A 25362-nucleotide genomic window follows, 5' to 3' on the forward strand; every position below is an offset into this window, starting at 1 on the left:
TCGTTTGCGCCTATCGAACTCTCAGATTTCAGGCCGGATAAAATCGCGCGTCTCCGGATCCATCACCCAAAGCTCGCCCGTCGAGATATCGAACCATGCGCCATGCAGGTTCAATTTCCCTTCCTCTTCCAGCGCCTTGATGTCGGGAAAGCTACGCAAATTGTTGAGCGAATTACGGATGGAGATGCGCTCCAGCGCCGTCTGCCGCTCGGCAGGCGTCATGACGTCATTGCTCTGGATCTGCTCGGCGGCCGGCTTTACGAGGCCCATCCAGCGGCCGATGAAATCGCCCGGCGACAGCGGCTCGGCATTCGGGTCCAACGCCGCACGGATACCGCCGCAACGACCGTGCCCCATAACGACGATATCCGAGACCTTCAGCGACTGCACCGCGAATTCCAGAGCTGCGGACGTCGAGTGAAAATGACCATCCGGCTCGTAGGGCGGCACCATATTGGCGACGTTGCGAATGACGAAAAGCTCTCCGGGCCCGGCATCGAAAATGGTCTCCGGTGCCGAGCGGCTATCGGAACAGGCGATCACGAGGGTTGCAGGCTTCTGCCCTTCCTCAGCGAGATTGCGATAGCGATCGCGTTCATCGACGTAACGCCCGCTCATGAAGTTGCGATAGCCGTTCAGAAGAGAGTTAGGAAAGGTCAGCATGATATTGAATTACAGCGCACTGCGGCCGATGGCAACTATTGCGCTTCAAAAACCTATCGCCGGAGCCGATCGCTATTTCTTCCGCCGTTGCGCCGGGTGCAGCAGGCGCCGCATCTGCACCATAGCCATGGGTGTCGACAGGCTGGAAGCATCGGCGGCGAGCGTCAATTCGTCGCTACCGCGCTTGACCGCCCGCGCCAGTACTTCATAGACGCTGGCGGTCGTCAATTGCAAAGCTCGCTCCTCATCCATCCCCGACAGCAGCCGTGACAGAAACACGGCCGAGAGCAGGTCGCCGAGCCCATTCGGTGCCTTGTCGATGCTGCGATGTTCGGCAAACAACGCGTTACGTCCGCTGAGATAGAGATTGCCGGTGCCGCCGGTCATCATCGGCACGGCCGATGTTACCAGCATGCGGGACGGCCCCAACGCCAGGGCAGCCTCCATGACGGCATTGTTGTCCTCGAGCGGCGCGCCGGCGAGCCAGGCAAGCTCGTGGCGGTTCGGCGTCGCCAGCGATGCGAGCGGAATGAGGTGGTTGCGGATCGCTTCCGCCGTTGCTTCGGGCACGTAAAGCCCCCCGGAATCGCCGATGACGGGATCGCAGGCATAAAAGAGATCGGGGTTCTTTTCCTTGAGCGCCGTTACCAGCCGCGCAACGGAACGTGCCTGCGCGGCATTGCCGAAATAACCCGACAGTACCGCCTTCACCTCCGTGAGCCAAGGCGCGGCGATGAGATCGTTGATCGCATGATCGAAATCCGCCTCGGCAAAGGTCAGCCGCGTCGAGCGGCCGTGACCGGGGTGCCAAGGCAAGACGATAGTCGGCAGCGCCCAAACGGGGTGACCGAGGGTTTCCAGCGCGAAGACGGCGGCGCGATTGCCGACGGAGCCTCTGACGACATGGCTGGAGATGACGATAACGGCGCCTGCCGCAGTGTCCGACATGATGCTTGCTTCCAGTTCCGATCTTCGGGCCTCGATGGCGCCGGTGATGATCTGTTTAGCGTCATTCTGTCAACCACGCTTCACAGAGTCATGAAAACCTCTGTTGAGGACACGATATCGCCAATTCTGCGCCAATTTTCACACGGTTTGCATCAAAGATCACCAAAACCAGCATGGTTTTTCAAAATTTGAGACCAAATCGGTCGAAAAGCGATGAAATCCGCATTCATTTTGCCAGTTTTTTCGATAAACCTTCTGATAAGGTCACCAAAACTCGGAAATAGGGGAGGAATTTCATGGCACCCAGGACCAATCCGAAACGGGAAAAACAGATCGAAGCAGCGCGCAAGATCGCCGCCGCCACCGGCGAGGCGCATCTCGATCCGGAAATCCTGTTCGGCCGGGCGAGCAATGACGATTTGGAGCGCTACAGCCCGGAAATGCTTGCTCTCGCCGCCGTGCATGCGGCGGGTGAGCTGGCGGCCTGGAGCGGCACGTCTCCTCGCGTCACCATCGCGCAGGTTGCAAACATCGACCCCGAAGGCGCGCCCGTCTCGATCCTATCGATAACAGACCATAACATGCCCTTCCTCTACGAATCGGCCATGGGCGAGGTGACGAGCAGCTACCGCGACCTTTATATGGCGGTACATCCGATCCTCGTCATCGAAGACGGCAAGCAGCCCACGCTTTATTCCGCCGATCATCCAAGCAATCCCGCCGATCGCGTCAGCCATATTCAACTGCATCTATCGCCGCTGAGCGCAGCACAGGCAGCAGACCTGATCAAACGCGTGCAAACCGTGCTCGACCAGACACATCTGACCGTTTCCGACTGGAAGCCGATGCTGACGCGGCTCGATACGGTGATAGCGGAGCTTTCCACCTACGAGGCCACCGGCCGCCGCAAGGCGGATCGCGACGAGGCGCTGGCCTTCCTCGCTTGGCTGCGCGACGGCAATTTCACTTTCCTCGGCATGCGCGAATATGTCTATTCCGGCAAGGGTGCAAACGCCAAGGTTGAGCGCGACCGCGGCGCCGGTCTCGGCATCCTCTCCAATCCCGACGTCCTCGTCCTGCGCCAGGGAAAAGACGCCGTCACCACGACGCCGGAAATCCTGGCCTTCCTCGATGGACCGGATTTCCTGATCGTCACCAAGGCCAATGTGAAGTCGGTCGTCCACCGCCGTGCCTATATGGACTATGTCGGCGTCAAGCGTTTCGATGCCGACGGCAACGTCACCGGCGAATTGCGCATCGTCGGCCTTTATACGTCCACCGCCTACACCAGCGCCGCCGCGGAGGTGCCGCTGTTGCGGTCCAAGGTCCAGAAAGTCAAGGACCATTTCGGCTTCGACCCGGCCAGCCATTCCGGGCGCATGCTGGATAACACGCTGGAATCCTATCCGCGCGACGATCTTTTTCAGATCGACACGACATTGCTCGCAAGCTTTGCCGAACAGATCAACGACCTTGCCGACCGGCCGCGCGTACGCGCACTACCGCGCATCGACCATTTCGACCGTTTCGTCTCGGTCATCGTCTACGTTCCGCGCGAAGAATATGATTCCGTCGTCCGGGAGAGGATCGGCAATCATCTGAAGACCGTCTATGACGGCCGCGTCTCCGCCTATTACCCAGCTTTCCCGGAAGGCGGCGTAGCACGCGTGCATTTCATCATCGGCCGCAGCGGCGGCAAGACCCCGCACATTCCGCAGGCGAAGCTTGAAGCGGCGATCCGCGCCATCACCGCCCGCTGGGACGACCGCTTCGAAATGCTGGCCGGACCCAAGGCGCCGCATATCTCCGTTAGCCAGGCCTTTCAGGAAGCCTTTTCGCCGGAAGATGCCGTTGCCGACCTGCCCAATATCACGGCCATTGCCGGTGCCGGCCAGATCCGCATCGCCTTTTACGTCCGCAAGGACGAAGGGGGGGATATCCTGTCGCTGAAGATCTTCCACGGTGAAGGCAATCTGGCGCTGTCGCGCCGCGTGCCACTGCTCGAAAATCTCGGCTTCAATGTGCTGAGCGAGCGGACCTTCGACATATACGTCGCGACCAAGGACAGTAAGAACGGCCATGTCGTTCTCCATGATATGGAGCTGGAAGCCCGCGGCGGCGCGATCGATCTCGCTCGCCACGGTGCGGCGCTGGAAGAAGCCTTTCTCGCAGCCTTCGCGGGCACGATCGATAATGACGGCTTCAACCGGCTGATTATCTCCGCCGGCCTTTCCGCCCGCGAAACCAATGTGCTGCGCGCCTATGCCCGTTATCTCCGCCAGGCCGGTATCGCCTATTCGCAGGATTATATTGCCGCGACGCTGGACAAATATCCGCGCATCGCAGGCTCGATTTTCCGGCTGTTCCACGATACGCTCGACCCGAAGCTCAGCGAGAAAAACCGCACGAAGAAACTCAGCGAATTGCATGCGACGATCGAGATGGAACTCGCCGATGTTCCAAGCCTCGACGACGACCGCATTCTCCGCCGCTATGTCAACGCCGTCGATGCGACGCTGCGTACCAACTATTTCCAGAGAAACCCGGAAGGCACGCCAAAGGCCATGCTTGCCTTCAAGCTCGATCCGAAACTCTTGGATGGCCTGCCGGAACCGCGGCCTTTCCGCGAGATCTTCGTCTATGGCGTCGAGGTGGAAGGCGTGCACCTGCGCTTCGGCAAGGTCGCCCGCGGTGGTCTGCGCTGGTCGGATCGCGCTGAGGACTACCGCACGGAAGTTCTGGGCCTTGTAAAGGCGCAGCAGGTGAAGAACGCCGTCATCGTGCCCGTCGGCGCCAAGGGTGGCTTCTATCCGAAGAAACTTCCGGTCGGCGGCAGTCGCGACGAGATATTCAACGCCGGCCGCGAGGCCTATAAGACCTATATCCGCACCCTGCTGTCGATCACCGACAATATCTCCGGTACCGATATCGTGCCGCCGCCGGACACGGTGCGGCAGGATGGGGACGACCCTTATTTCGTCGTCGCCGCCGACAAGGGCACCGCTACTTTCTCCGACACCGCCAATGCCCTGGCGCAGGAAGCCGGTTTCTGGCTGGACGACGCTTTCGCCTCGGGGGGCTCGGCAGGCTACGACCACAAGAAGATGGGCATCACGGCGCGCGGCGCCTGGGAGACTGTCAAGCGGCATTTCCGTGAAATGGATATCGATATCCAGACGACGCCCTTCACCGTCGCCGGCGTCGGCGACATGTCCGGCGACGTCTTCGGCAACGGCATGCTGCTGTCGCCGAAAATCCGCCTGCTCGCCGCCTTCGATCATCGCGACATCTTCATCGATCCCGATCCGGACATGGCAAAGACGCTCGCCGAGCGCCAGCGACTCTTCAATCTCGCCCGTTCGAGCTGGCAGGATTTCGACAAAAGCGTCCTGTCAAAGGGCGCGATGATCATCTCGCGTTCGGCGAAATCGGTAACGCTGACGCCTGAAGCCGCGGCCGCTATCGGCATCGACAAGACCGTGGCGACACCCTTCGAGATCATGACGGCGATCCTGAAGAGCCCGGTGGATCTGCTGTGGTTCGGCGGCATCGGCACCTATGTCAAGGCGCCGGCCGAAACGGATTCGGAAGTTGGCGATCGCGCCAACGATCCGATCCGCATCACCGCGGAAGAGGTTCGCGCCAGGGTGATCGGCGAAGGCGCCAATCTCGGCGTCACCCAGAAGGGCCGCATCGCCTATGGCCTTAAGGGTGGGCGCTGCAATTCCGACGCCATCGACAATTCGGCGGGCGTCAACACCTCGGACGTCGAGGTCAATATCAAGATCGCGCTGGCATCCGCCATGTTCGATGGCCGCCTGACGCGCGCCAAGCGCGATACGCTGCTCGCCTCGATGACCGACGAAGTGGCGGCGCTGGTGCTGCGCAACAACTATCTGCAGTCGCTGGCGATCTCGCTGACGGAACGCAAGGGCACCGGCAACGGTCTGGAGCTCAGCCGCTTCATGAGCGTTCTCGAAGGCACAAAGCAGCTCAACCGCAAGGTCGAGACACTGCCGGACGACCAGACCTTTGCCGAGCGCTACGCCAATGGCCGGCCGCTCAGCCGCGCCGAAATCGGCGTCCTGCTCTCCTATGCCAAGATCGTCCTGTTCGATGCCCTGGCGGCGAGCGATCTGCCGGACGACCCTTATTTTGCCGCGACGCTCAGCCGATATTTCCCGGCGAAGATGCAACGCGTCCATGCCGCCGATATCGCCGGCCATCGGCTGCGCCGCGAAATCATCGCAACGGCATTGGCAAACGAAGCGATCAACCGCGGCGGACCGGGCTTTGCCGTCAGCATGATGGATGCGACCGCCGCCTCGGCCGCCGAAGTGGTCAAGGCCGCCGTGCTCGCCCGCGACGGCTTCGACCTCGACAGGTTGTGGAACGAGACGGATGCGCTTGATGGCAAAGTCGGCGGCCAGGTGCAGAACCGCGTCTATGGCGAAATCACCGAAGTCTATACGGTGTTGACCCGCCTGCTGCTGAAAACCGGAGCGGCCAAAGGCGACATAACGGAAACCGTTAGCCGGCTTCAGGGAGCATTGAAGCGGCTGCGGCCGGTCTTCCTCAGCCAGATCCCGGCGGATTTTGCAGCCGAGATCGCGACCCGGCAGGCGGATTATCAGGCCGCCGGCTTACCCGAAAGGCTCGCTTCCGAGATCGCGACGATCTACGCGCTCGTCCTCGTGCCGGAGATCATGCAGATCGCCGAGCGCACGGGCGATACGCTCAACCGCGCCGCCGAAAGCTACTTCACCGTGTCGCAGACCTTCCGGGTCGGCCGTCTGCTGCTCGCCGGCAGCCGGATTATCACCGGCGATCATTATGAAAGCCTGGCGCTGGCCCGCAGCCTCGACCAGATTGCCGGCGCCCGCCGCGATATCGTCATCTCGGCGCTCAGCAATCATCCGAAGGACAAGCAACCGATCCTCGCCTGGCACGCCGAAGACCGCATCCGCATCAACCGCATTGCCGAAGAGCTTGCGGGCCTCAGCGAAAGCGGCGATCCGAACCTGGCCCGGATCACCGTTGCTGCTGGCCTCCTGACCGACCTTGCGCATGACCGGGCGAGATGACACAGTCCGCCCGGCGCGATTGAGCAATTCCAGGAAAAGTGCGAAGCGGTTTTCCGTCCGGAATGCGTAAAAACAAAGGACAGAGCGGCGAAGCGATTCTGTGAAACGCTGAGCCGCTCTGGACGCGCTATGGAATCAGGGGCAGGCATTTGGTGGCTACAGAAATAAGGGACGATGCGCCGGCAAAGGTGCCGGCGCGGGGCATCTGGGGGTGGATGTTCTTCGACTGGGCGGCACAGCCGTTCTTCACCGTCGTCACCACCTTCATCTTCGGTCCCTATTTCGTCGCGCGGCTGACGGCGGATCCGGTGGCTGCGCAGACGACGTGGAGCAATATGGCGACGATCTCCTCGGTGATCATCGCGGTGTTGTCGCCGGTACTCGGCTCCATTGCCGACCAGTCCGGCGCACGCAAACCCTGGATCGCCTTCTTTGCCGTCATCAAGATCGCCAGCCTCTTCTGCCTCTGGGGAGCCGCACCCGGTTCGCCGGTGATCTATCCCATCATCTTCATGATTCTCGCTTCCATTTCGGCCGAGTTCTCGATCGTTTTCAACGATTCGATGATGCCGCGGCTCGTCAGCAAGGAAGATATCGGCCGGTTGTCGAATGCCGCCTGGGGGCTCGGCTATCTCGGCGGCATGATCGTGCTCATCGCCGTCGTGGCGCTTTTGGCCGGCAATCCGCAAACCGGCAAGACCATCCTCGGCCTGACACCGCTCTTCGGCCTCGACGCCACACTCGGCGAAGATGCCCGCATCACCGGACCGATTTCCGCTGTCTGGTATTTTCTCTTCATTCTTCCGATGTTTTTCTTCACGCCGGATGCCGCCCGTGGCTTGCCGTTAGAAACCGCGGTTCGCTCCGGCCTGCATGAGCTCAGAATGACCCTCGGCGAACTGAAGCGCCGCCAGGGTATCAGCCTTTTCCTGATCGCGCGCATGGTCTACCAGGACGGCGTCAACGGCCTGCTGATTCTCGGCGGCACTTTCGCCGCAGGTATGTTTGGCTGGGCGACCATCGAGATCGGCATTTACGGCATTATCCTCAACGTCGTCGCGATTTTCGGCTGCTTTATTGCCGGCTATGTCGACCGCTGGCTGGGTTCTAAGAAAACGGTCGTGATCAGCCTGACCATGCTGCTCCTGGCTGCGCTCGGCATCATTTCCACCGGGCCGGGCTTTACCCTCTTCGGCCTCGTGCCGCTCTCGACCGTCGATTCCGGAGGCTTGTTCGGCACTGCGGCGGAGAAGGCCTATATTGCCTATGGCCTGCTGGTCGGTCTCGCCTTCGGCCCTGTGCAGGCCTCATCGCGCTCCTATCTTGCCCGCAGCGTCAGCCTGAGCGAGGCAGGCCGCTATTTCGGCATCTACGCACTCTCCGGCCGCGCAACCAGCTTCATGGCGACGCTATTCTTCTCGCTGATGACCTATTGGAGCGGCTCTGCGCGCCTCGGCATGGCAACGCTGATTATCTTTCTCGCGGGAGGGCTGCTGCTCTTGCTGCCGACACCCTATCCGGCTGATAAGGGAAATAAAATATCCCTCTTTTGATAAGGGATATACCAGCGAGATGATCAGCCCATGGTGAGGAGGCCCGCAGGGCCGTCTCGAACCACGAGGGCGGGTACCCAACTATGGGGTCACCCTCGTCCTTCGACGAGCTCAGGATGAGGGTGGAGTAGCTGCAGGATATTAGTGACGGAAATGGCGTACGCCGGTAAAGACCATCGCGACATTGTGCTCGTCAGCGGCATCGATGACTTCCTGGTCACGCATCGAGCCACCCGGCTGGATGACGGCCGTAGCGCCCGCCGCAATCGCCGAGAGCAGGCCGTCGGCAAACGGCAGGAAGGCTTCGGATGCGACGGCTGAGCCGCGCGTCAGCGGCTCGGCAAGCCCCATGGCCTTGGCAGCTTCCTCCGCCTTGATAGCAGCGATGCGGGCCGAATCGACGCGGCTCATCTGGCCGGCGCCGATACCGGCCGTCTGACCATCCTTGGCGTAAACGACGGCATTCGATTTCACGTGCTTGGCAACGCGGAAGGCAAACTTCATGTCTTCCAGCTCCTGCGCCGTCGGCGCCCGCCTGGTCACGACCTTCAGCTCCATGTCTTCGACCAGTGCATTGTCGCGGTTCTGCACGAGCAGGCCACCGGACACGGTCTTGGCTGTCAGGCCGGATGCCCGCGGATCGGGCAGGGCGCCAACCGAAAGCAGGCGGAGGTTTGGCTTGCGAGCGATGATCGCCTTGGCTTCTTCGCTGACCTCTGGCGCGATGATGACCTCGGTGAAGAGCTTGACGATCTCTTCGGCCGTTTCCGCATCGAGCAGGCTGTTCAGCGCGATGATGCCGCCGAAGGCGGAGACGGAATCGCAGGCAAGCGCCCGCTTATAGGCCTCGACGAGGCTGGGGCCGGTAGCAACGCCGCAAGGATTGGCATGCTTGATGATCGCGCAGGCCGGACCCTTTTCCGGCAGGAACTCGGCAACGAGTTCATAGGCGGCGTCGGTATCATTGATGTTGTTGTAGGAAAGCTGCTTGCCCTGGATGAGCGTTGCCGTCGAAACGCCGGGGCGGTTCTCGCCGGTAACGTAGAACGCCGCCTTCTGATGCGGGTTTTCGCCGTAGCGCATCTCCTCACGCAACATGCCGCCGATGACGCGGTGGCGTGGCGTGGCAATATCCAGCGCTTCGGCAAACCAGTTGGAGATCATTGCATCATAAGCAGCGGTGCGGGCGAAAGCCTTGGCGGCCATGCGCTGACGGAAGGCATAGGCGGTCTGACCCGCATCGGCCGAAAGCTGCTTCAGCAGCTCGGGATAATCGGCCGGATCGGTCAGGATCGTCACATAGGCATGGTTCTTGGCCGAAGCACGGATCATCGCGGGGCCGCCGATGTCAATATTCTCGACTGTCGTCGGATAATCGCCGCCGGCCTTGCGGACATCCTCGAAGGGATAGAGATTGATGACGACGAGGTCGATGCCCTCGATGCCGTGCTCCTTCATCGCCGCCTGATGCTCAGCATCATCACGGATAGCGAGCAGGCCGCCATGCACCTTCGGGTGCAGCGTCTTGACGCGGCCGTCCATGATCTCCGGAAAACCCGTCACGTCGGACACATCGGTAACGGCGAGGCCCGCGGCCGCAATGGTTTTGTGCGTGCCGCCGGTCGACAACAGCCGCACGCCCTTTGCGCTGAGTGACCGGGCAAGCTCGACGATGCCGGTCTTGTCCGAGACGGACAGAAGCGCGGTCTTTACCTTCACTTTGTCGGGGGCTGGGATTTTTTTGGAAACGACGGCCATGGCTTTCTCCAGTCTAGCATGAGGAGATGTCCGGCAAGAACGGTGCGGGACAATATGCCCGCCCCGTTAACACAGCTTAAGCACTTAGCCTATGGCCGATGGGATAAAAACCAGCGGATTTCCGGCTTTTCGGCGATAGGGAAAACGATCTCGAGCTGGTCGGAGGAGCGCATGCCGGAAGCGTCGGCAAAAAAGATATCCTCAGCCACCAGCACCTCGTTGCCCGGCGAGGAGAACACCCAGGTCTCGCCATCCGGCGCAATCAGCAATGCGGCGTCGGTTTCGGTCTGCAGCAGGCTGATGGAAGGATGGATGTGAAAACGTGCGGAGGCCAGACCATCGCCCTTCAGCAGCGATTTCTTGCCTTCCGGCACGAAAAAGCGGTCGCGACCGGCGAGAATGGTGCCGCTGGCATTCAGGCTCAGCTCACGCTCATGGGCATAGCCATAGCTTGAGAGATAGCCGTCATGCACTGCCCGGACATAATCGCGGCCATCTTCAGTTTCGGCGCGCTCGACGATGACCTTCTTCACGCCGCTGACCATCACCGGGCCGAGCGTTTTCGACCTGGAAAACAGGCTCGACGACGTATCGTCGAGTGTCACGGTGGAATGCGCCGCCGTGGCGCGTGCCGCCTGGATATAGCGGTCGCCGGCAAAATTCGGCGAGCCGGAATTGACGATGAAACGGTATTTGCCGGAAGACATTTCGAAGGACAGGCAGCCGGCATGCGCCGTACGGCTGAGGTCGGCGGAAGCAGGGGCCCCGGTATCGATGATGACCACGGCCTGCCCGGCCGCCAGCCGATGATATTTCGTATGCGGCAGCGCCTTGAACACCTGGCCGGCAGTTTCGTCATAGCGTAGCACCGACATCAGCTCGTTGGCGAGCGTCGAGGTCGCGCCGTTGAACAGTGCGAGGTCGCCATCCTGATGCCGGAAGAAGCGCAGGGCTGGATACATGCGGTCGATGCCGGGGATCAACCGCGCCGGCGCATCATGACCGAGATTGACGTAGGTCTGGCGCAGCGGCAACAAATCAAGCAGCAGCTCCAACGCCACGCGCGGATTGCGGGAGATATGTCCGCCATCGGGGAGAATCTGCCGGTCGATTTCGCGGTCGAGCGCCTGGCCGGCGCGCTTCAGCGTCGAGGCACCGTTCGGCATGGCGACCGAGGACATGGCGAGCGCTATCCGCACCCGGAACCGCGTCTCGCCATCCCGTGTCGTTGCCGCCACGCGGCGGAGATACCGGACATGGAAGACCAGCATACGCATGAAACGGCGATAAAAGCCGCCATCCGTGCCCTGCAGCACCACGGGCGAATGCGACAGCCAGGCGATCAGCCGCTGGGCGGCGATATCGGGTCCCCACGCTAATCCCTGCAGCCGACGGCCGTGAACTACCATCCAGTCGTTGAGAATGGAGCGCGCCAAGGCCGAGGCCCGATCGCTTTTTTCCGCCCGCAAATGCCGTAGCCAGCGGAAACTATGCAGGCGGGCGGCGAAGGCCTGCGACGGCAGCTCCAAGGCGAAGGGAGATTTCCCCTCCGTTTCCAGCACGCGGCCGGCCAACAGGATGCGGCCATTCAAAAGCTCTTCGACAAAAAACGGATCAACGCTCCGCAGATCCGTCGGAGCCACGATCAACCGTTCCGGCACACGCATCGTGTGGCGGGTGAGACGCAATCGCGTCAACGCCGCGCGGCGCGACATTCGCCGCCATGCTTCCCGCATGTTTAAACTCACCGAACCCTGCCGGAAAAACTGCATATTTGCTTATGCTTACTCTCTATATCGGTGGTTAAGAAGAGGTTAGGAATATGCCAAATAAGGACATTGTGCCGTCCTTTTGGTCAATCCGAACGTAAGCGCTCCAAAGCATGTCGCGCCAAAGGGTGCAGCGGTTCTGCGATAACGATATGCGCAAAATCAAAAGCGCAGGGTGCGACTCCGGGAGATCGCGATGCCCTTTAGCCTCGCCACTATCGCGTGCGGCGGAGCACCACGGCGAAGAAACCGTCCAGCCCGGAAGCAAAACCGCCGGCAAGCGGCAGCATGTCGGGTGTGGTGCGGAAAGCGCCGAGAGGCGAGATCGCGGCTTCGAGACCGGGCCAATCCTCAGGCTTGATCGGCACCCGCTCAGCCGTGCCCGTGTCAGCCAGAACGCGCGCGACGAGATCCTCGCCCTCTTCCGGATCGAGCGAACAGTTGGAGAACACCACCAGCCCGCCAGGCTTGACCAGGGTCAGCGCGTGACGAAGCAGGCGCTCCTGCAGGGCGGCAAGCTTGGCGATGTCCTCGGGACCCTTGGTCCAGAGCACGTCGGGATGCCGGCGCGTCGTGCCCGTCGACGAACAGGGCGCATCGAGAAGAGCGGCATCGAAGAGATCATCGGGCTGAAACTTGGCCATGTCGGCAACGACGGTTTCCGCTCCCAGCCCGAGCCTTGCCAGATTGGCGGAAAGCCGCTTGAGGCGATTGGCGGATTGGTCGAGTGCGGTCACTTTGCCGCCGGCGAGAATGAGCTGCGCCGTCTTGCCGCCCGGCGCGGCACAGAGATCCACGACGTTGAGCCCGGAAAGCGAACCGAACAGTTTTGCCGGAATGCTGGCGGCAGCATCCTGGACCCACCATTCGCCTTCCGAAAAGCCGTCGAGCGAGGGAATGGAGCCTTCGAAGGCGGCGAGTCGCACCCCGCCGGTCGGCAAAACAACGCCATTCAAGCGCTTCGCCCAGCCTTCGGTATCGGATTTCACGGTAATGTCGATCGCCGCCGGCTCCAGTTGCGTGTCCGAAATCCTGGACGCGGCTTCAGCGCCATAAGCCGCTTCGAGACGCGCCAGGAACCAGGCCGGCATGGCCGGCACATCGGCAACCCGGGTCAGAATCTCCTGCTTCTCCCGCCCGATTCGCCTGAGAATGGCGTTGACCAGCTTGGCAAAGCGGCGATTGCGCGGATCCTGGTTGGCCTGCTCGACGGCGATATCGACGGCGGAATGATCCGGCACGTCGAGATAGAGCATCTGTGCGGCCCCGACCACCAACACATGATGCAGGGCGCGGGCGCCTTCCGGCAGCGGCGAATCCAGCAACGAGGCGATCGCGGCCTCGATGCGTGGCAAATGCCGTAGCGCCGAATTCAAAATGGCACGCACCAGCGCCCGGTCGCTTTCGCCAAGCGCCCTATAGGCAGGATTGCCGCCTTCGGCATCCAACATGCCATCGAGCGGCGTCCTGCGGTCGATGACGGCGGCGAGAATCTTCGTCGCGGCAGCGCGCGCCGCAAATCCCGGTTTGGCCGGACCCGAATCATGCGGCCGGCGATTGCCGGATGGTCTTCTGTCTTTGTTGAAAGGCTTCTTATTGTTGGAATTCAAGACCAGGGTCCCTTCGGCGGTTGCGAACCACCGCGACCCGTATTCGGTACGGAGCGCGATTTGCGCACCGGATTAGCAGTGAAGACCGGTCCCGTCGAGCCAAAGCCGGGCTGCATGTCGGCGGCATGGCCGCCGCCACCGCCGTAGCGCGCCATCTCATGGAGCGCGGCGATGCGGTTTTCCGTATCCGGATGCGTGGAGAATAGATTGTCCATGCGCGCACCGGAAAGCGGATTGATGATGAACATATGCGCCGTCGCCGGATGACCTTCGGCCTCTTCATTGGGGATATGCTCCGCTCCACGGGCGATTTTACCGAGCGCCGAGGCGAGCCAGAGGGGATTGCCACAGATTTCCGCGCCGCGGCGGTCTGCCGAATATTCGCGCGTGCGGCTGATCGCCATTTGCACCAGCATGGCGGCCAGCGGAGCGACGATCATCGCGACCAGCACGCCGACGATTCCAAGGGGATTGTTGTTGTCGCGGCGCCCGCCGAAGAAGAAGGCGAAATTGCCGAGCATGGAGATGGCACCGGCGAGCGTCGCGGTGATCGTCATCGTCAGCGTATCGCGGTTCTGCACATGCGCCAGTTCATGCGCCATCACGCCTGCGACTTCCTCCGGTGTCAGCGCATTGAGCAGGCCGGTCGAGGCGGCGACGGCAGCATTTTCGGGATTGCGGCCGGTGGCAAAGGCGTTCGGTTGCGGGCTGTCAAAGAGATAGACTTTCGGCATCGGCAGACCAGCATTGCGCGCCAGGTCGCGGATGATGCGGTAAAATTCCGGCGCGCTGCGCTCGTCCACCTCCTGGGCATTATAGGTGGAAAGCACCATGCGATCGGAATTCCAGTAGGAAAAGAAATTCATGCCCGCAGCGACGACAAGCGCGATCATCATGCCGGCTTGGCCGCCGATCAAATAGCCGACGCCCATGAACAGGGCAGTCATGAAGGCAAGCAGCATGGCGGTACGCATAAGGTTCATCTGATGTCTCCATCACATCGTCAGTCCGAACCTTTCTCTTTGCGGCCGGACGCACTATGATTTGGCTATTCACCAGCCTATTTCAACGGTTCCGGGCCGCATCACGCCATGCAGACTGCAGATAACGATAATAAAAACGATGTCGACGCCCACACGGCGCCTCGCAAACCACTCTCGCCAGCCGCCAAACGAGCGCTCGCGGAAGCCGAGGAGCGCCGCAAGGCCCAAACGCAACCCGATCTTCCCCCCGAAACCGGCGGCCGCGGCGGCGCCGAGCCCTCCCGCTTTGGTGACTGGGAGATCAATGGGCGCGCAATCGATTTTTGAAAGTGGCTTTAAAAGCCGCTCGGCATGAGCCGTCCTCACGCCGATAATCGGGGTGCCGCTGTAAAGGAACGCAATGCCCGTAGGCTTTCGTCAGGGTCTCTCTTTCGATGCGAATCGAACGAACTGGGATGGCACCGGTCCGCGTCCACTCGCTTGGTCCGCCTGGTATCCTGCGGTCGATGAGGCTATCGAGGTTCCATCATCCACGCCCTCTTGGTTCAAACACCAAACAGTAGCGCTCGGCGCGCCAATCAAACTATCTCCCAATCCGCGACCTCTGGTGCTCTTGTCTCATGGCTCTGGTGGTGTCGCTGCCGGATTGGAATGGCTCGGCCATCGGTTGGCGCAATCCGGCTTCGTAGCTCTGGGCGTCAACCATCATGGTCATACCGGCAGTGAGCCATATAGACCCGAAGGTTTCCTATGTCTTTGGGAGCGGGCGTCCGACCTCAGCGCCTTGCTCGATACTGATGATTGGAAAGAGGCCTTAGGCGGGACATTCGAGAACCATGTCTATGTCGCGGGCTTCTCCGCCGGCGCTTACACCGCCATGCTGGTCTCGGGTGCCCGCGTTGCCTACTCACAGTTCGAGCCGGATAATCCGCAAAAGAGTCCCATACGGGGCCCCAGAGAATTCCCTGATCTGGCCGATCATATTCCTTCGCTGCTTCAGAACGGAACTTTTCTGGAATCATGGAACCGGCGAAGGAACAGCTTCAAGGATGACAGATTCAAGACTGCTTTGGTGATCGCGCCAGGTCGTTCGGTCTTCGGCTTTACCGAAGAAAGTCTCGAGCAGATAAAGATACCTGTTCACATCATCGGAGGCGACGCGGACACCATCGCGCCCGCCACCGAATGCTGTTCTTGGCTCCACAACAAGACGCGGTCGAGTTCCCTGGATATCATGCAGGGAGGAGTGGGCCACTACACTTTTTTGCCAGAACCCACGCTTGAAAGCATGGAAGCAGAGCCGGAAATCTTCCGGGACGCCGCCGGCTTGGGGCGAAAGAGCGTGCATGATCAGCTTGCCCGCAAAGCGGTCGCCTTTTTCAACGCTTGCAGGCGAAACCAAGATTAGGCGAGAGATAAACGCTCGCCTAATCCTGAGAAATCGCTATCCCGCCACCATGGAGCGAGATAACCGGCTCAAGCCGCATCCGCCTTGTTCTGCCTGTTGGCAATCAGATCATCGACAACAGCCGGATCGGCCAGCGTCGACGTATCGCCGAGCGCGCCGAAATCGTCTTCGGCGATCTTGCGCAGGATGCGGCGCATGATCTTGCCGGAACGGGTTTTCGGCAGGCCGGGGGCGAACTGGATCTTGTCGGGCGAGGCGATCGGCCCGATTTCGGTGCGTACATGTTTCACCAGCTCCTGCCGCAGCGCATCCGAACCTTCCTGGCCCGCCATCAGCGTCACATAGCAATAGATGCCCTGACCCTTGATCGCATGCGGATAGCCGACAACGGCGGCTTCCGAGACATGGTGGTGCGAGACGAGCGCCGATTCGACCTCCGCCGTGCCCAGACGGTGGCCGGAGACGTTCAGCACGTCATCGACGCGACCGGTGATCCAGTAATAGCCGTCCTTATCGCGCCGGCAGCCGTCTCCGGTGAAATACTTGCCTTTATAGGTCGAGAAGTATGTCTGGATGAAACGCTCGTGATCGCCATAGACCGTACGCATCTGGCCCGGCCAACTGTCGGCTATGACCAGATTGCCGTCAGCCGCCCCTTCCAGCAGATTGCCCTCATTGTCCACCAATTGCGGCTGGATGCCGAAGAAAGGCAGGGTCGCGGAACCCGGCTTCAGATCGGTGGCGCCCGGCAGCGGCGTGATCATGTGGCCGCCGGTCTCCGTCTGCCACCATGTATCGACGATCGGGCAGCGGCCGTCGCCGACGACATTGTAATACCACTCCCAGACATCCGGATTGATCGGCTCGCCGACCGTGCCGAGCAGGCGCAGGCTGGAGCGCGAGGAGCGCTTGACGAAGTGGTCGCCAGCCCCCATCAGCGAGCGGATAGCCGTCGGCGCCGTATAGAAAATATTGACCTTGTGCTTGTCGATGACTTCCCAAAAGCGGCCCTGATCCGGGAAATTCGGCACGCCCTCGAACATCAGCGACGTCGCGCCGTTCGCCAGCGGTCCGTAGACGATATAGGAATGACCGGTGACCCATCCCACATCGGCCGTGCACCAATAGATATCGCCGGGATGATAATCGAAGACATATTCATGCGTCATCGCCACATAGACGAGATAGCCGCCTGTCGTGTGCAGCACGCCCTTCGGCTTGCCGGTAGAGCCTGACGTATAAAGGATGAACAGCGGGTCTTCCGCCTTCATCTTCGCGGGCGGACAATCCGCCTTCACCGTCGCTACTTCCTGGTGGTACCAGAGGTCGCGGCCCGCCGCCCAGCCGGTCTTGCCGCCAGTGCGGCGAACGACCAGAACCTTCTCGACATTGACATAGTGCCGGCCAGCAATGTGGATCGCCGTGTCGGTATTGTCCTTGAGCGGCACCGGCTTGCCGCCGCGCAGGCCCTCGTCGCAGGTAATGACGAAGGTCGACTGGCAATCGATGATGCGGCCGGCCAGCGCCTCCGGCGAGAAGCCGCCGAAGACCACGGAATGCACCGCGCCGATACGGGCGCAGGCGAGCATTGCGTAAGCGGCCTCGGGGATCATCGGCATGTAGATGGTGACGCGATCACCCTTCTTGACGCCATGCTTCTTCAGGACATTCGCCAGTCGGCAGACATGCTCGTAGAGCTCGTTATAGGTGATCTTCTTGTCGATATAGGGATTGTCGCCTTCCCAGATGAAGGCCACATCATCGCCGTGCTTCTTCAGGTGACGGTCTATGCAGTTGTAGGAAACATTGGTTAGCCCGTCTTCGAACCATTTGATCGAGACTTTCCCGGTGAAGGACGTATTCTTGACCTTGGTATAGGGTTTGAACCAGTCGATCCGCTGGCCGTGTTTGCCCCAGAAAGTGTCGGGATCCTCGACGCTCTGCCTGTACCATTTCTGATATTTTGCCGCATCGATCAAGGCGCGTGCTTTAACCGGCTTTGTGACCGGATGAATCTTTTCCGACATGGTTTCCTCCTCAACCTTGGCACCCTCTGTCGAGATCGCGGGTGCTCATCCCATGCAATCAATAGCAGCTCAAGTTACGACAGCAATTAGACAAAGCGCATTTCATCGGCAAAGAATTGCAATTCCGCAACACTGCGGTTATATAGGGCCATATTTCCCGGACAATGTGGTGTTACACCCCGGACCGCGACACCGGCGCGGACTGACAGAAGGACTATATCCATGGCTCAACAATTGCTCATGCCAAAGGCAACAGCCATCTGGCTTGTCGACAATACGGCCTTGTCGTTCGACCAGATTGCACAGTTCTGCAAGCTGCACCCGCTCGAAGTCAAGGCGATTGCCGATGGCGAGGCCGCCCAGGGCATCAAGGGCCTCGACCCGATTGCAACCGGTCAGCTCTCCCGCGACGAAATCGCGCGCGCCGAAGCCAATCCGAACTACAAGCTGAAGATCTCCGAACCGAAAGTTCGCGTGCCTGAATCCAAGCGCCGCGGCCCACGCTACACGCCGGTCTCCAAGCGCCAGGATCGGCCGAACGCCATTCTCTGGCTGGTGCGCAATCATCCAGAGCTGAAGGACGCACAGATTTCCCGCCTCGTCGGTACCACCAAGTCGACCATCGAGCAGATTCGCGACCGCACGCACTGGAACTCGACGAACCTGACGCCGATGGATCCGGTGACCCTCGGCCTCTGCAGCCAAATCGACCTCGACATGGAAGTGGAAAAGGCCGCCAAGGGTCGTCCGCTGCCGACCGCCGCCGAACTCGGCGCGACGCTGCAGCCGGCCCAGGAAACCGAGAAGCTCGGCTTCAGCTATGACCGCGACGAAGAGAAGGAAAAGGAAATCGACGCCGACGCTGTCTTCGCCAAGCTGAAGTCGCTGAAATCCTCCACGCCCGACGATGATGACGACGACCGCTACTGAGAGACGATCGATCCTATGATTCGAAGCCCCGGTGAGAGCCGGGGTTTTTCATATCGGATTATGGCAATGCTTCTGATCCATCTTGCTGCGTCCTTATGCAGCGAGGACAACCTATGAGGCATTGTATATGCTCTCGCTACACAACCACGCGAGATGAACCTGCAATGTCGATCTTGGCCATCGGATATTACAACTACGCGTCCGGTTTGCTGGCCGCCATGGTGGCCGCATTGCTGACAAGACGGAAGGTCCTGCAAGGGCGTTTTGGAAAATTCGCCATATTCGAGCACATCATACTGCCGGCCATCTTTATTATGGCTGGTGTCATCATCGGCTCGCTTGTCGAAATCGACAAGGTTGCCGTAACCGGCATCATTTTCACATTATCGGTTTATATATTGGCCATGCTGATGTTCTTCGGGCCATACCTGTTCCTAGCGGGTGCATTTCTCGCCTATGCTTTCATCACCTCCTGGGAACAGATAGCACAGATTGCCGCCGCCTCCTTCGTCGGCGTAACGATAGGAAACATGATTGGCTTTGGATTGGGATTCCGGGCTCGGACGGCGGCGGCACGATAGCGGAACCCCATTCCGACATTTTTGGCTTTAACAGCGGATCTACCGCGCCCCGAAAATCGCGGAACCGACGCGAACGCTTGTTGCGCCAAAGGCAACGGCAATTTCGTAGTCGCTCGACATGCCCATCGAAAGCTTTTCGACGCCAGCCTTGGCCGCGAGTTTGGCGAGCAATGCGAAATGCGGCCCCGGATTCTCATCCGCAGGCGGAATGCACATAAGCCCCTCGATCGAGAGTCCAAGCTCCTTCCGGCAGAAATCGACGAAAGCAAACGTGTCGTCAGGTGCAATCCCGGCCTTTTGCGGCTCCAGGCCGGTGTTGACCTGCACATAAAGCCTCAGCACCTTGCCCTGACGTTTCATCTCATCGGCCAGGGCGCGGGCGATCTTTTCCCGGTCGACCGTTTCGATGACGTCGAACAGCGCCACCGCGTCCGCCGCCTTGTTCGATTGCAGCGGCCCGATCAGGTGCAGCTCGATGCCCGGTGTTTCAGCCTTCAATTCAGGCCACTTGCCTTGACTCTCCTGCACACGGTTTTCGCCAAACACCCGCTGGCCGGCCAAAATCGCGGGACGGATCGCTTCGGCATCGAAGGTCTTGGAAACCGCGACGAGCTGCACGGCACCCGCCGGCCGGCCGGCCTGACGCTCCGCCGCCGAGATATGGCCATGAACCGCGTTCAATCGCTCTTGAAGTTCCATCTTTTCGCCTCGATATTTGCGACTGTTCCTGACACTTTGCAGTAATGAGGCAGTCGGCCTTTGCCAAGGCCCGATGCCACGGAATCCGGCTTTGCTTTGCAAGATAAGGCACTTGCCGCCCCCACTAAACTTGACGCTTGGTTGGTTTCGTGATGAAGGTCACGGCCAACTCCCCATGATTTTCCGGAATACAAGATCAGATGGCTACCGAACGTTATAATCCGCGCGATGCCGAGCCTCGCTGGCAGCAGAAATGGAACGAGGAAAACGTCTTCCTCACCGACAACGCCGATCCGCGCGAGAAATATTACGTCCTCGAGATGTTCCCGTACCCGTCGGGCCGCATCCATATGGGCCATGTGCGCAATTACGCCATGGGCGACGTCGTTGCCCGCTACAAGCGCGCCCGCGGCTATAATGTCTTGCATCCGATGGGCTGGGACGCCTTCGGCATGCCGGCGGAAAACGCCGCCCGCGACAATAAGGTGCATCCAAAGGAATGGACCTACCAGAACATTGCCTCGATGAAAGCACAGTTGAAGGCCATGGGCCTGTCGCTGGACTGGAGCCGCGAATTCGCCACCTGCGATGTCGACTATTACCATCGCCAGCAGATGCTCTTCATCGACATGATGAAGAAGGGCCTGGTCTACCGCAAGAAGTCCAAGGTCAACTGGGACCCGGTCGACAACACCGTGCTTGCCAACGAGCAGGTCATCGACGGCCGCGGCTGGCGCTCCGGCGCTTTGGTCGAACAGCGTGAGCTGACGCAATGGTTCTTCAAGATCACCGAATTCAGCCAGGAACTGCTGGACGCGCTGGATACGCTCGACCATTGGCCGGAAAAAGTACGGCTGATGCAGAAGAACTGGATCGGTCGTTCCGAGGGCCTGACGATCCGTTGGGAGATCGTGCCGGAGACCTCGCCGAATTCCGACCGTGAAATCACCGTCTATACGACTCGTCCGGATACGCTCTTCGGCGCCTCCTTCCTGGCGATTTCGGCCGATCACCCGCTGGCGAAGGAAGCCGCGGCAGTGAATCCGGCTATCGATGCCTTCTGCGAAGAATGCCGCCGCGCCGGCACCTCGCTTGCCGCGCTGGAGACCGCCGAGAAGAAAGGCATGGACACGGGTATCCGCGTCCGCCATCCGCTCGACCCGTCGTGGGAGCTGCCCGTCTATATCGCCAATTTCGTGCTGATGGACTATGGCACGGGCGCCATCTTCGGCTGCCCCTCCGGCGACCAGCGCGACCTGGATTTCGCCCGCAAATACGGCCTGCCGGTCGTGCCCGTCGTCATGCCCAGGGATGGTGACGCAGCCAGCTTCACCATCGGCGATATCGCCTATGATGGCGACGGCATCATGATCAATTCCCGTTTCCTCGACGGCATGAGCATCGAAGAAGCTTTTGAGACTGTGGCAGCAAGATTGTCGGCGACAAGCCTCGGTAATGCACCGCAGGCCGAACGCAAGGTGAATTTCCGCCTGCGCGACTGGGGCATTTCGCGCCAGCGCTATTGGGGCTGCCCGATCCCGGTGATCCACTGCGACGATTGCGGCGTGCTGCCGGTGCCGAAGCAGGATCTGCCCGTCAAGCTGCCTGATGATGTCACCTTCGACCAGCCGGGCAATCCGCTCGACCGCCATCCGACATGGCGGCATGTCGCCTGCCCGCAATGCGGAAAGGATGCCCGCCGCGAAACCGACACCATGGATACCTTCGTCGATTCGAGCTGGTATTACACGCGCTTTACCGCGCCATGGGAAAACGAACCGACCGACAAGGCCGCGGCCGATCGCTGGCTGCCCGTCGATCAATATATCGGCGGCATCGAGCATGCGATCCTGCATCTGCTCTATTCCCGCTTCTTCACCCGAGCCATGCGCGAGACCGGCCATGTCGAGGCGAAGGAACCCTTCAAAGGCCTGTTCACGCAAGGCATGGTGGTTCACGAGACCTATAGCCGCGGCAATGGCTTGACGCGCGAATGGGTATCACCGGCCGACATCCGCATTGAGGAAACCGATGGTCAGCGGCGCGCAACTCTGCTGTCGACCGGCGAAGAGATTGCCATCGGGGCCATCGAGAAGATGTCGAAGTCGAAGAAGAATGTCGTCGACCCCGACGATATCATCGCTTCTTACGGCGCCGATACGGCTCGGTTCTTCGTGCTGTCCGATTCGCCGCCCGATCGCGACGTGATCTGGTCTGAAGCAGGCGTTGAAGGCGCGCATCGTTTCACGCAGCGCACATGGCGCCTGGTGTCGGAAGCAGCGGACGCGCTGAAAACTGTCACCTCGACTCCGGCTAAGGAAGGCGAGGCGCTGGCGGTTTCGCAAGTTGCCCATCGGACGCTGAAGGCGGTTCAGGGCGATTACGACAAGCTCGCCTTCAACAAGGCCGTCGCGCGCATCTATGAATTCGTCAACGCACTGGCTGCGCCGCTGGGCAAGGTCGCTGCCGGCAACACGGATGCCGGCTATCGTTCGGCAGTGCGTGAAGCGGTCGAGATCCTCATCGCCCTGGTCGCACCGATCACGCCGCATCTGGCAGAAGAATGCTCCGCAGCGCTTGGCAACACGCATCTGGTCGCCACGAGCGCTTGGCCGAGCTACGACGAAGTGCTCGTCATCGAGAATGAGATCGTGTACCCGGTGCAGGTCAACGGCAAGAAGCGCGCCGAATTGACAATTGCGCGCGATGCAGATCAGAATGCCGTACAAGAGGCTGTACTCGCCCTGGATGCCGTCGGAAGCGCATTGAATGGTCAGGCGCCAAAGAAGATCATCGTCGTTCCACAGAGGATCGTGAACATTGTCGTCTGATAATCTCTTCAAGCTCGCTCGCGTTGCAGGCGTAGCGTCTCTGGTTGCCGTTGCCGGTCTTTTGTCCTCCTGCCAGGTGCGGCCGCTGTACGCGGAAAGCACCGGCGTAACCCAGAAACTCGCCGACGTTGCCTTTTCCGACGCCGGCACGCGCGTGGGTCAGCAGGTTCGCAATCAATTGATCTTCATCGCCGGCCGCGGTGCCGGCGAAACGAAGACGCCGAGATATACGGTGGATCTGAGCGTCAGCTCGGGCACGGGCGGCGTTATCTACCTGCCGTCTTCCGACACCTCGGGCGCAGGCCGCACCACTGTCACGGCATCCTTCACGCTGAAAAATGCCAGCGACGGCAAGGTTCTGAAATCCGGCAGCCGATCGGTCACGTCGCTGGTGGACTTCCCGACCCAGGAATTTGCCAAGTCCCGCGCCATCCGCGATTCGGAAGACCGCGCCGCGCGCGAGGTTGCCGAGCTGGTGGGAGCCGACATCGCTGCCGCGCTCAGCCGCTGATATGAGCTGCGCGGCATGGCAGAAATCAAATCTCACGAGTTTGACGGATTTCTTCAAAACGCCGCGCGCAATTACCGCCTTTTTGTCATCTACGGTCCTGACCGCGGCCTTGTATCCGAGCGGGCAGGGCAGATCGCCGGCAAGACCGGCGTCGATTTGAATGATCCTTTTTCCCTGATCAAACTCGATGTGAGTGATCTTCAGAGCGATGCCTGTCGCTTGCTCGACGAAGTCAATGCTATCGGCCTGTTCGGCGGGCAAAAGCTGGTATGGATCCGCGGTGCCGCCAACGAGAAGGTTCTTGTCGATTCGCTGCAGATCATTGCCGACAACCCGCCGGATGCCAGTTTTGTCGTCATCGAGGCCGGTGATCTGAAAAAAGGCTCCGGCCTGCGTAAGGTGGCCGAGACCTCCAAAGCCGTCGCAACCATTCCTTGCTATACCGATGACGTTCGCGCATTGAACGGCCTTATCGACACTGAACTGGCCAATGAAAATCTGCGTATCACACCTGCGGCGCGTCAACTCCTATTGGAATTTCTGGGCGGCGACCGCATCGCCTCGCGCAATGAGGTCCGCAAACTGGCGCTGTACTGCCGAGGGCAGGGGACAATCGAAGAGGATCATGTCACCGATATCATCGGCGACGCCAGCGCCATTTCGGCAGACGATGCCGTCGACGCCATTCTCAAGGGCGATTCCGAGGCGTTTCTGCATGCCATGCAGAAAATCGCTTCCTCCAAGACACCGATGTTTCTCGTTTTGCAGGGTTGCCTGAGGCAATTTCAATTGTTGGACGTGATGCGTACGGAAATGGACGAAAAGCGCGTGTCGCCGGCACAAGTCATGCAGACACTCGGCCGGCATCTGCACTTCCGGCGCAAGCCGATCATTGAGCAGGCTCTGAAGAGCTGGACGGCTCCGGCAATTGCGCGAGAAATGAACCGATTGCAAGCCGCTATTCTTCAAACACGGCAGCGGGCCAGTCTGGAAGATACGATCGCCACACAGACACTGCTGGCGACCACGCTGCAATCAGCCCGCAAGGGCTAGAGCAGCCCGCTTTCAGGCGGCATCACCTGCAAGCGGATAAGATGCTCTAGTTCACGCGAAACAGCTCAACGCCGCTCCAGCAACCGGCAAATTTCTTCGAGCTGCTCCAGGGTTTTGTATGAGATCTTAACTTGGCCACCGCTGCCGCGATGATTGATCGTGACATCCAGCCCCAGCGTGTCGGACAAGGTTCTTTCCAACGCCAGCGTATCGGAATCCTTCTCATCCTTGCGAGCACTTGCAGGGCGAGGGTCGTTCTGGGCCTTGATATCGTTCTGCGCCAGCCGCTCGGCATCACGCACCGACATGCCCTTGGAAACGATCGTACGGGCTAGTGCGGCCGGATCAGAGGTGGAAACAAGCGCACGTGCATGGCCCGCCGAGAGGCTGCCGCCGGCAAGCATATCGCGAACCGGCTCCGGCAGCTTCAGCAGGCGCAGCGAATTGGCGACATGGCTGCGGCTTTTGCCGATGATCTCGCCAAGATCGTTTTGCGTATAGCCATGTTCGGCAATCAACTGCTCATAGCCCAGCGCCTCTTCCAGGGGATTGAGATCGGCGCGCTGAACGTTTTCGACAATGGCGATTTCCAGGGCGGTTTTGTCATCGACATCGCGCACGATAACAGGAATTTCGACCAAGCCGGCCAGTTGCGCCGCGCGCCAGCGCCGTTCTCCGGCTATGATTTCATAGCGATCGATCGAGACGGTGCGCACGACCACCGGCTGAACGATGCCGTGCTGCCGAATGGAGCTGGCAAGATCATGCAGCTCGGTTTCGTCGAAATAGCGACGAGGGTTCTTCGGGTTGCGACTGATGAATTCGATCGGCACCAGGCGATCCGGATTGACGCTCGGCCTGCCGGCATCTACCGGTGTCGGCTGATCCATCTCTCCGATGAGAGCTGCCAAGCCTCGGCCAAGGCGCCGTTTCGAAAGATCATCATTCATCGCA

General features: G+C 60.4%; 18 protein-coding genes. 9 read left to right on the forward strand and 9 right to left on the reverse strand.

Annotated elements, in window-relative coordinates:
- Positions 1-21: 21 nt before the first annotated feature.
- Both QA646_RS16505 and pdxY read right to left on the reverse strand, forming a co-directional pair.
- Entirely contained in the window at positions 22-663 is a 642-nt protein-coding gene (locus tag QA646_RS16505) for a carbonic anhydrase (protein ID WP_283056484.1), read from the reverse strand.
- 72 nt (positions 664-735) lie between these two features.
- Complete coding sequence (gene pdxY / locus QA646_RS16510) at positions 736-1611, reverse strand: pyridoxal kinase PdxY (protein ID WP_283056485.1); 876 nt, start codon at positions 1609-1611, stop codon at positions 736-738.
- A 296-nt stretch (positions 1612-1907) separates the two neighbouring features.
- Here pdxY and QA646_RS16515 point away from each other — a divergent pair, with 296 nt between their 5' ends.
- Positions 1908-6695, forward strand: coding sequence for an NAD-glutamate dehydrogenase (locus tag QA646_RS16515; protein ID WP_283056486.1), 4788 nt, complete (start codon positions 1908-1910; stop codon positions 6693-6695).
- 149 nt (positions 6696-6844) lie between these two features.
- A complete protein-coding gene (locus QA646_RS16520) occupies positions 6845-8248 on the forward strand; it encodes an MFS transporter (protein WP_283056487.1) in 1404 nt (467 codons plus the stop codon).
- Between the two features lie 141 nt (positions 8249-8389).
- On the opposite strand, the gene purH is transcribed toward QA646_RS16520, so the two are convergent.
- The 4 genes from purH to htpX form a co-directional block, all read right to left on the reverse strand.
- Entirely contained in the window at positions 8390-10006 is a 1617-nt protein-coding gene (purH, locus tag QA646_RS16525) for a bifunctional phosphoribosylaminoimidazolecarboxamide formyltransferase/IMP cyclohydrolase (protein ID WP_283056488.1), read from the reverse strand.
- 89 nt (positions 10007-10095) lie between these two features.
- Positions 10096-11721 (reverse strand): heparinase II/III family protein, encoded by a 1626-nt coding sequence (locus QA646_RS16530; protein ID WP_283056489.1) that lies wholly within the window; start codon positions 11719-11721, stop codon positions 10096-10098.
- A 269-nt stretch (positions 11722-11990) separates the two neighbouring features.
- Positions 11991-13391 carry an RsmB/NOP family class I SAM-dependent RNA methyltransferase gene (locus QA646_RS16535; protein WP_283058894.1) on the reverse strand — a complete coding sequence of 467 codons (1401 nt, stop codon included), beginning with the start codon at positions 13389-13391 and terminating at the stop codon, positions 11991-11993.
- Positions 13382-14368 (reverse strand): zinc metalloprotease HtpX, encoded by a 987-nt coding sequence (htpX, locus tag QA646_RS16540; protein ID WP_283056490.1) that lies wholly within the window; start codon positions 14366-14368, stop codon positions 13382-13384. Before htpX ends, QA646_RS16535 begins: the two co-directional genes overlap by 10 nt.
- A gap of 108 nt (positions 14369-14476) precedes the next feature.
- Between htpX and QA646_RS16545 the strand changes: the two genes are divergently transcribed.
- Positions 14477-14695, forward strand: coding sequence for a DUF1674 domain-containing protein (locus tag QA646_RS16545; protein WP_283056491.1), 219 nt, complete (start codon positions 14477-14479; stop codon positions 14693-14695).
- Positions 14696-14768: 73 nt separating this feature from the next.
- On the forward strand, positions 14769-15776 hold the full coding sequence (locus tag QA646_RS16550; RefSeq protein ID WP_283056492.1) for an alpha/beta fold hydrolase: 1008 nt from the start codon (positions 14769-14771) through the stop codon (positions 15774-15776).
- A 68-nt stretch (positions 15777-15844) separates the two neighbouring features.
- Here the strand turns inward: QA646_RS16550 and acs are convergent, their stop codons facing one another.
- On the reverse strand, positions 15845-17803 hold the full coding sequence (acs, locus tag QA646_RS16555) for an acetate--CoA ligase (RefSeq protein WP_283056493.1): 1959 nt from the start codon (positions 17801-17803) through the stop codon (positions 15845-15847).
- Positions 17804-18025: 222 nt separating this feature from the next.
- Between acs and QA646_RS16560 the strand changes: the two genes are divergently transcribed.
- Together QA646_RS16560 and QA646_RS16565 are read left to right on the forward strand one after the other, a co-directional pair.
- Entirely contained in the window at positions 18026-18733 is a 708-nt protein-coding gene (locus QA646_RS16560; RefSeq protein ID WP_283056494.1) for a DUF1013 domain-containing protein, read from the forward strand.
- Positions 18734-18897: 164 nt separating this feature from the next.
- Positions 18898-19314 (forward strand): hypothetical protein, encoded by a 417-nt coding sequence (locus QA646_RS16565; RefSeq protein WP_283056495.1) that lies wholly within the window; start codon positions 18898-18900, stop codon positions 19312-19314.
- Between the two features lie 39 nt (positions 19315-19353).
- Here the strand turns inward: QA646_RS16565 and QA646_RS16570 are convergent, their stop codons facing one another.
- Positions 19354-20013 carry a YggS family pyridoxal phosphate-dependent enzyme gene (locus tag QA646_RS16570; protein ID WP_283056496.1) on the reverse strand — a complete coding sequence of 220 codons (660 nt, stop codon included), beginning with the start codon at positions 20011-20013 and terminating at the stop codon, positions 19354-19356.
- Positions 20014-20213: 200 nt separating this feature from the next.
- Here QA646_RS16570 and leuS point away from each other — a divergent pair, with 200 nt between their 5' ends.
- Genes leuS through holA form a run of 3 tightly spaced genes read left to right on the forward strand, consistent with a single transcriptional unit; the run spans position 20214 to position 24408 of the window.
- On the forward strand, positions 20214-22844 hold the full coding sequence (gene leuS / locus QA646_RS16575; RefSeq protein WP_283056497.1) for a leucine--tRNA ligase: 2631 nt from the start codon (positions 20214-20216) through the stop codon (positions 22842-22844).
- The gene (lptE, locus tag QA646_RS16580) at positions 22834-23355 is read left to right on the forward strand and encodes an LPS assembly lipoprotein LptE (RefSeq protein WP_283056498.1); all 522 of its coding nucleotides are present in this window, start codon (positions 22834-22836) and stop codon (positions 23353-23355) included. Before leuS ends, lptE begins: the two co-directional genes overlap by 11 nt.
- A 15-nt stretch (positions 23356-23370) precedes the next feature.
- Positions 23371-24408: a DNA polymerase III subunit delta gene (gene holA, locus QA646_RS16585; protein ID WP_283056499.1), complete on the forward strand. Its 1038-nt coding sequence runs from the start codon at positions 23371-23373 to the stop codon at positions 24406-24408.
- 65 nt (positions 24409-24473) lie between these two features.
- Here the strand turns inward: holA and QA646_RS16590 are convergent, their stop codons facing one another.
- A complete protein-coding gene (locus QA646_RS16590) occupies positions 24474-25358 on the reverse strand; it encodes a ParB/RepB/Spo0J family partition protein (protein WP_283056500.1) in 885 nt (294 codons plus the stop codon).
- Positions 25359-25362 lie beyond the last annotated feature (4 nt).

It is taken from the genome of Rhizobium sp. CB3090, from assembly GCF_029714285.1.
In the GTDB taxonomy this organism is placed as follows: domain Bacteria; phylum Pseudomonadota; class Alphaproteobacteria; order Rhizobiales; family Rhizobiaceae; genus Rhizobium.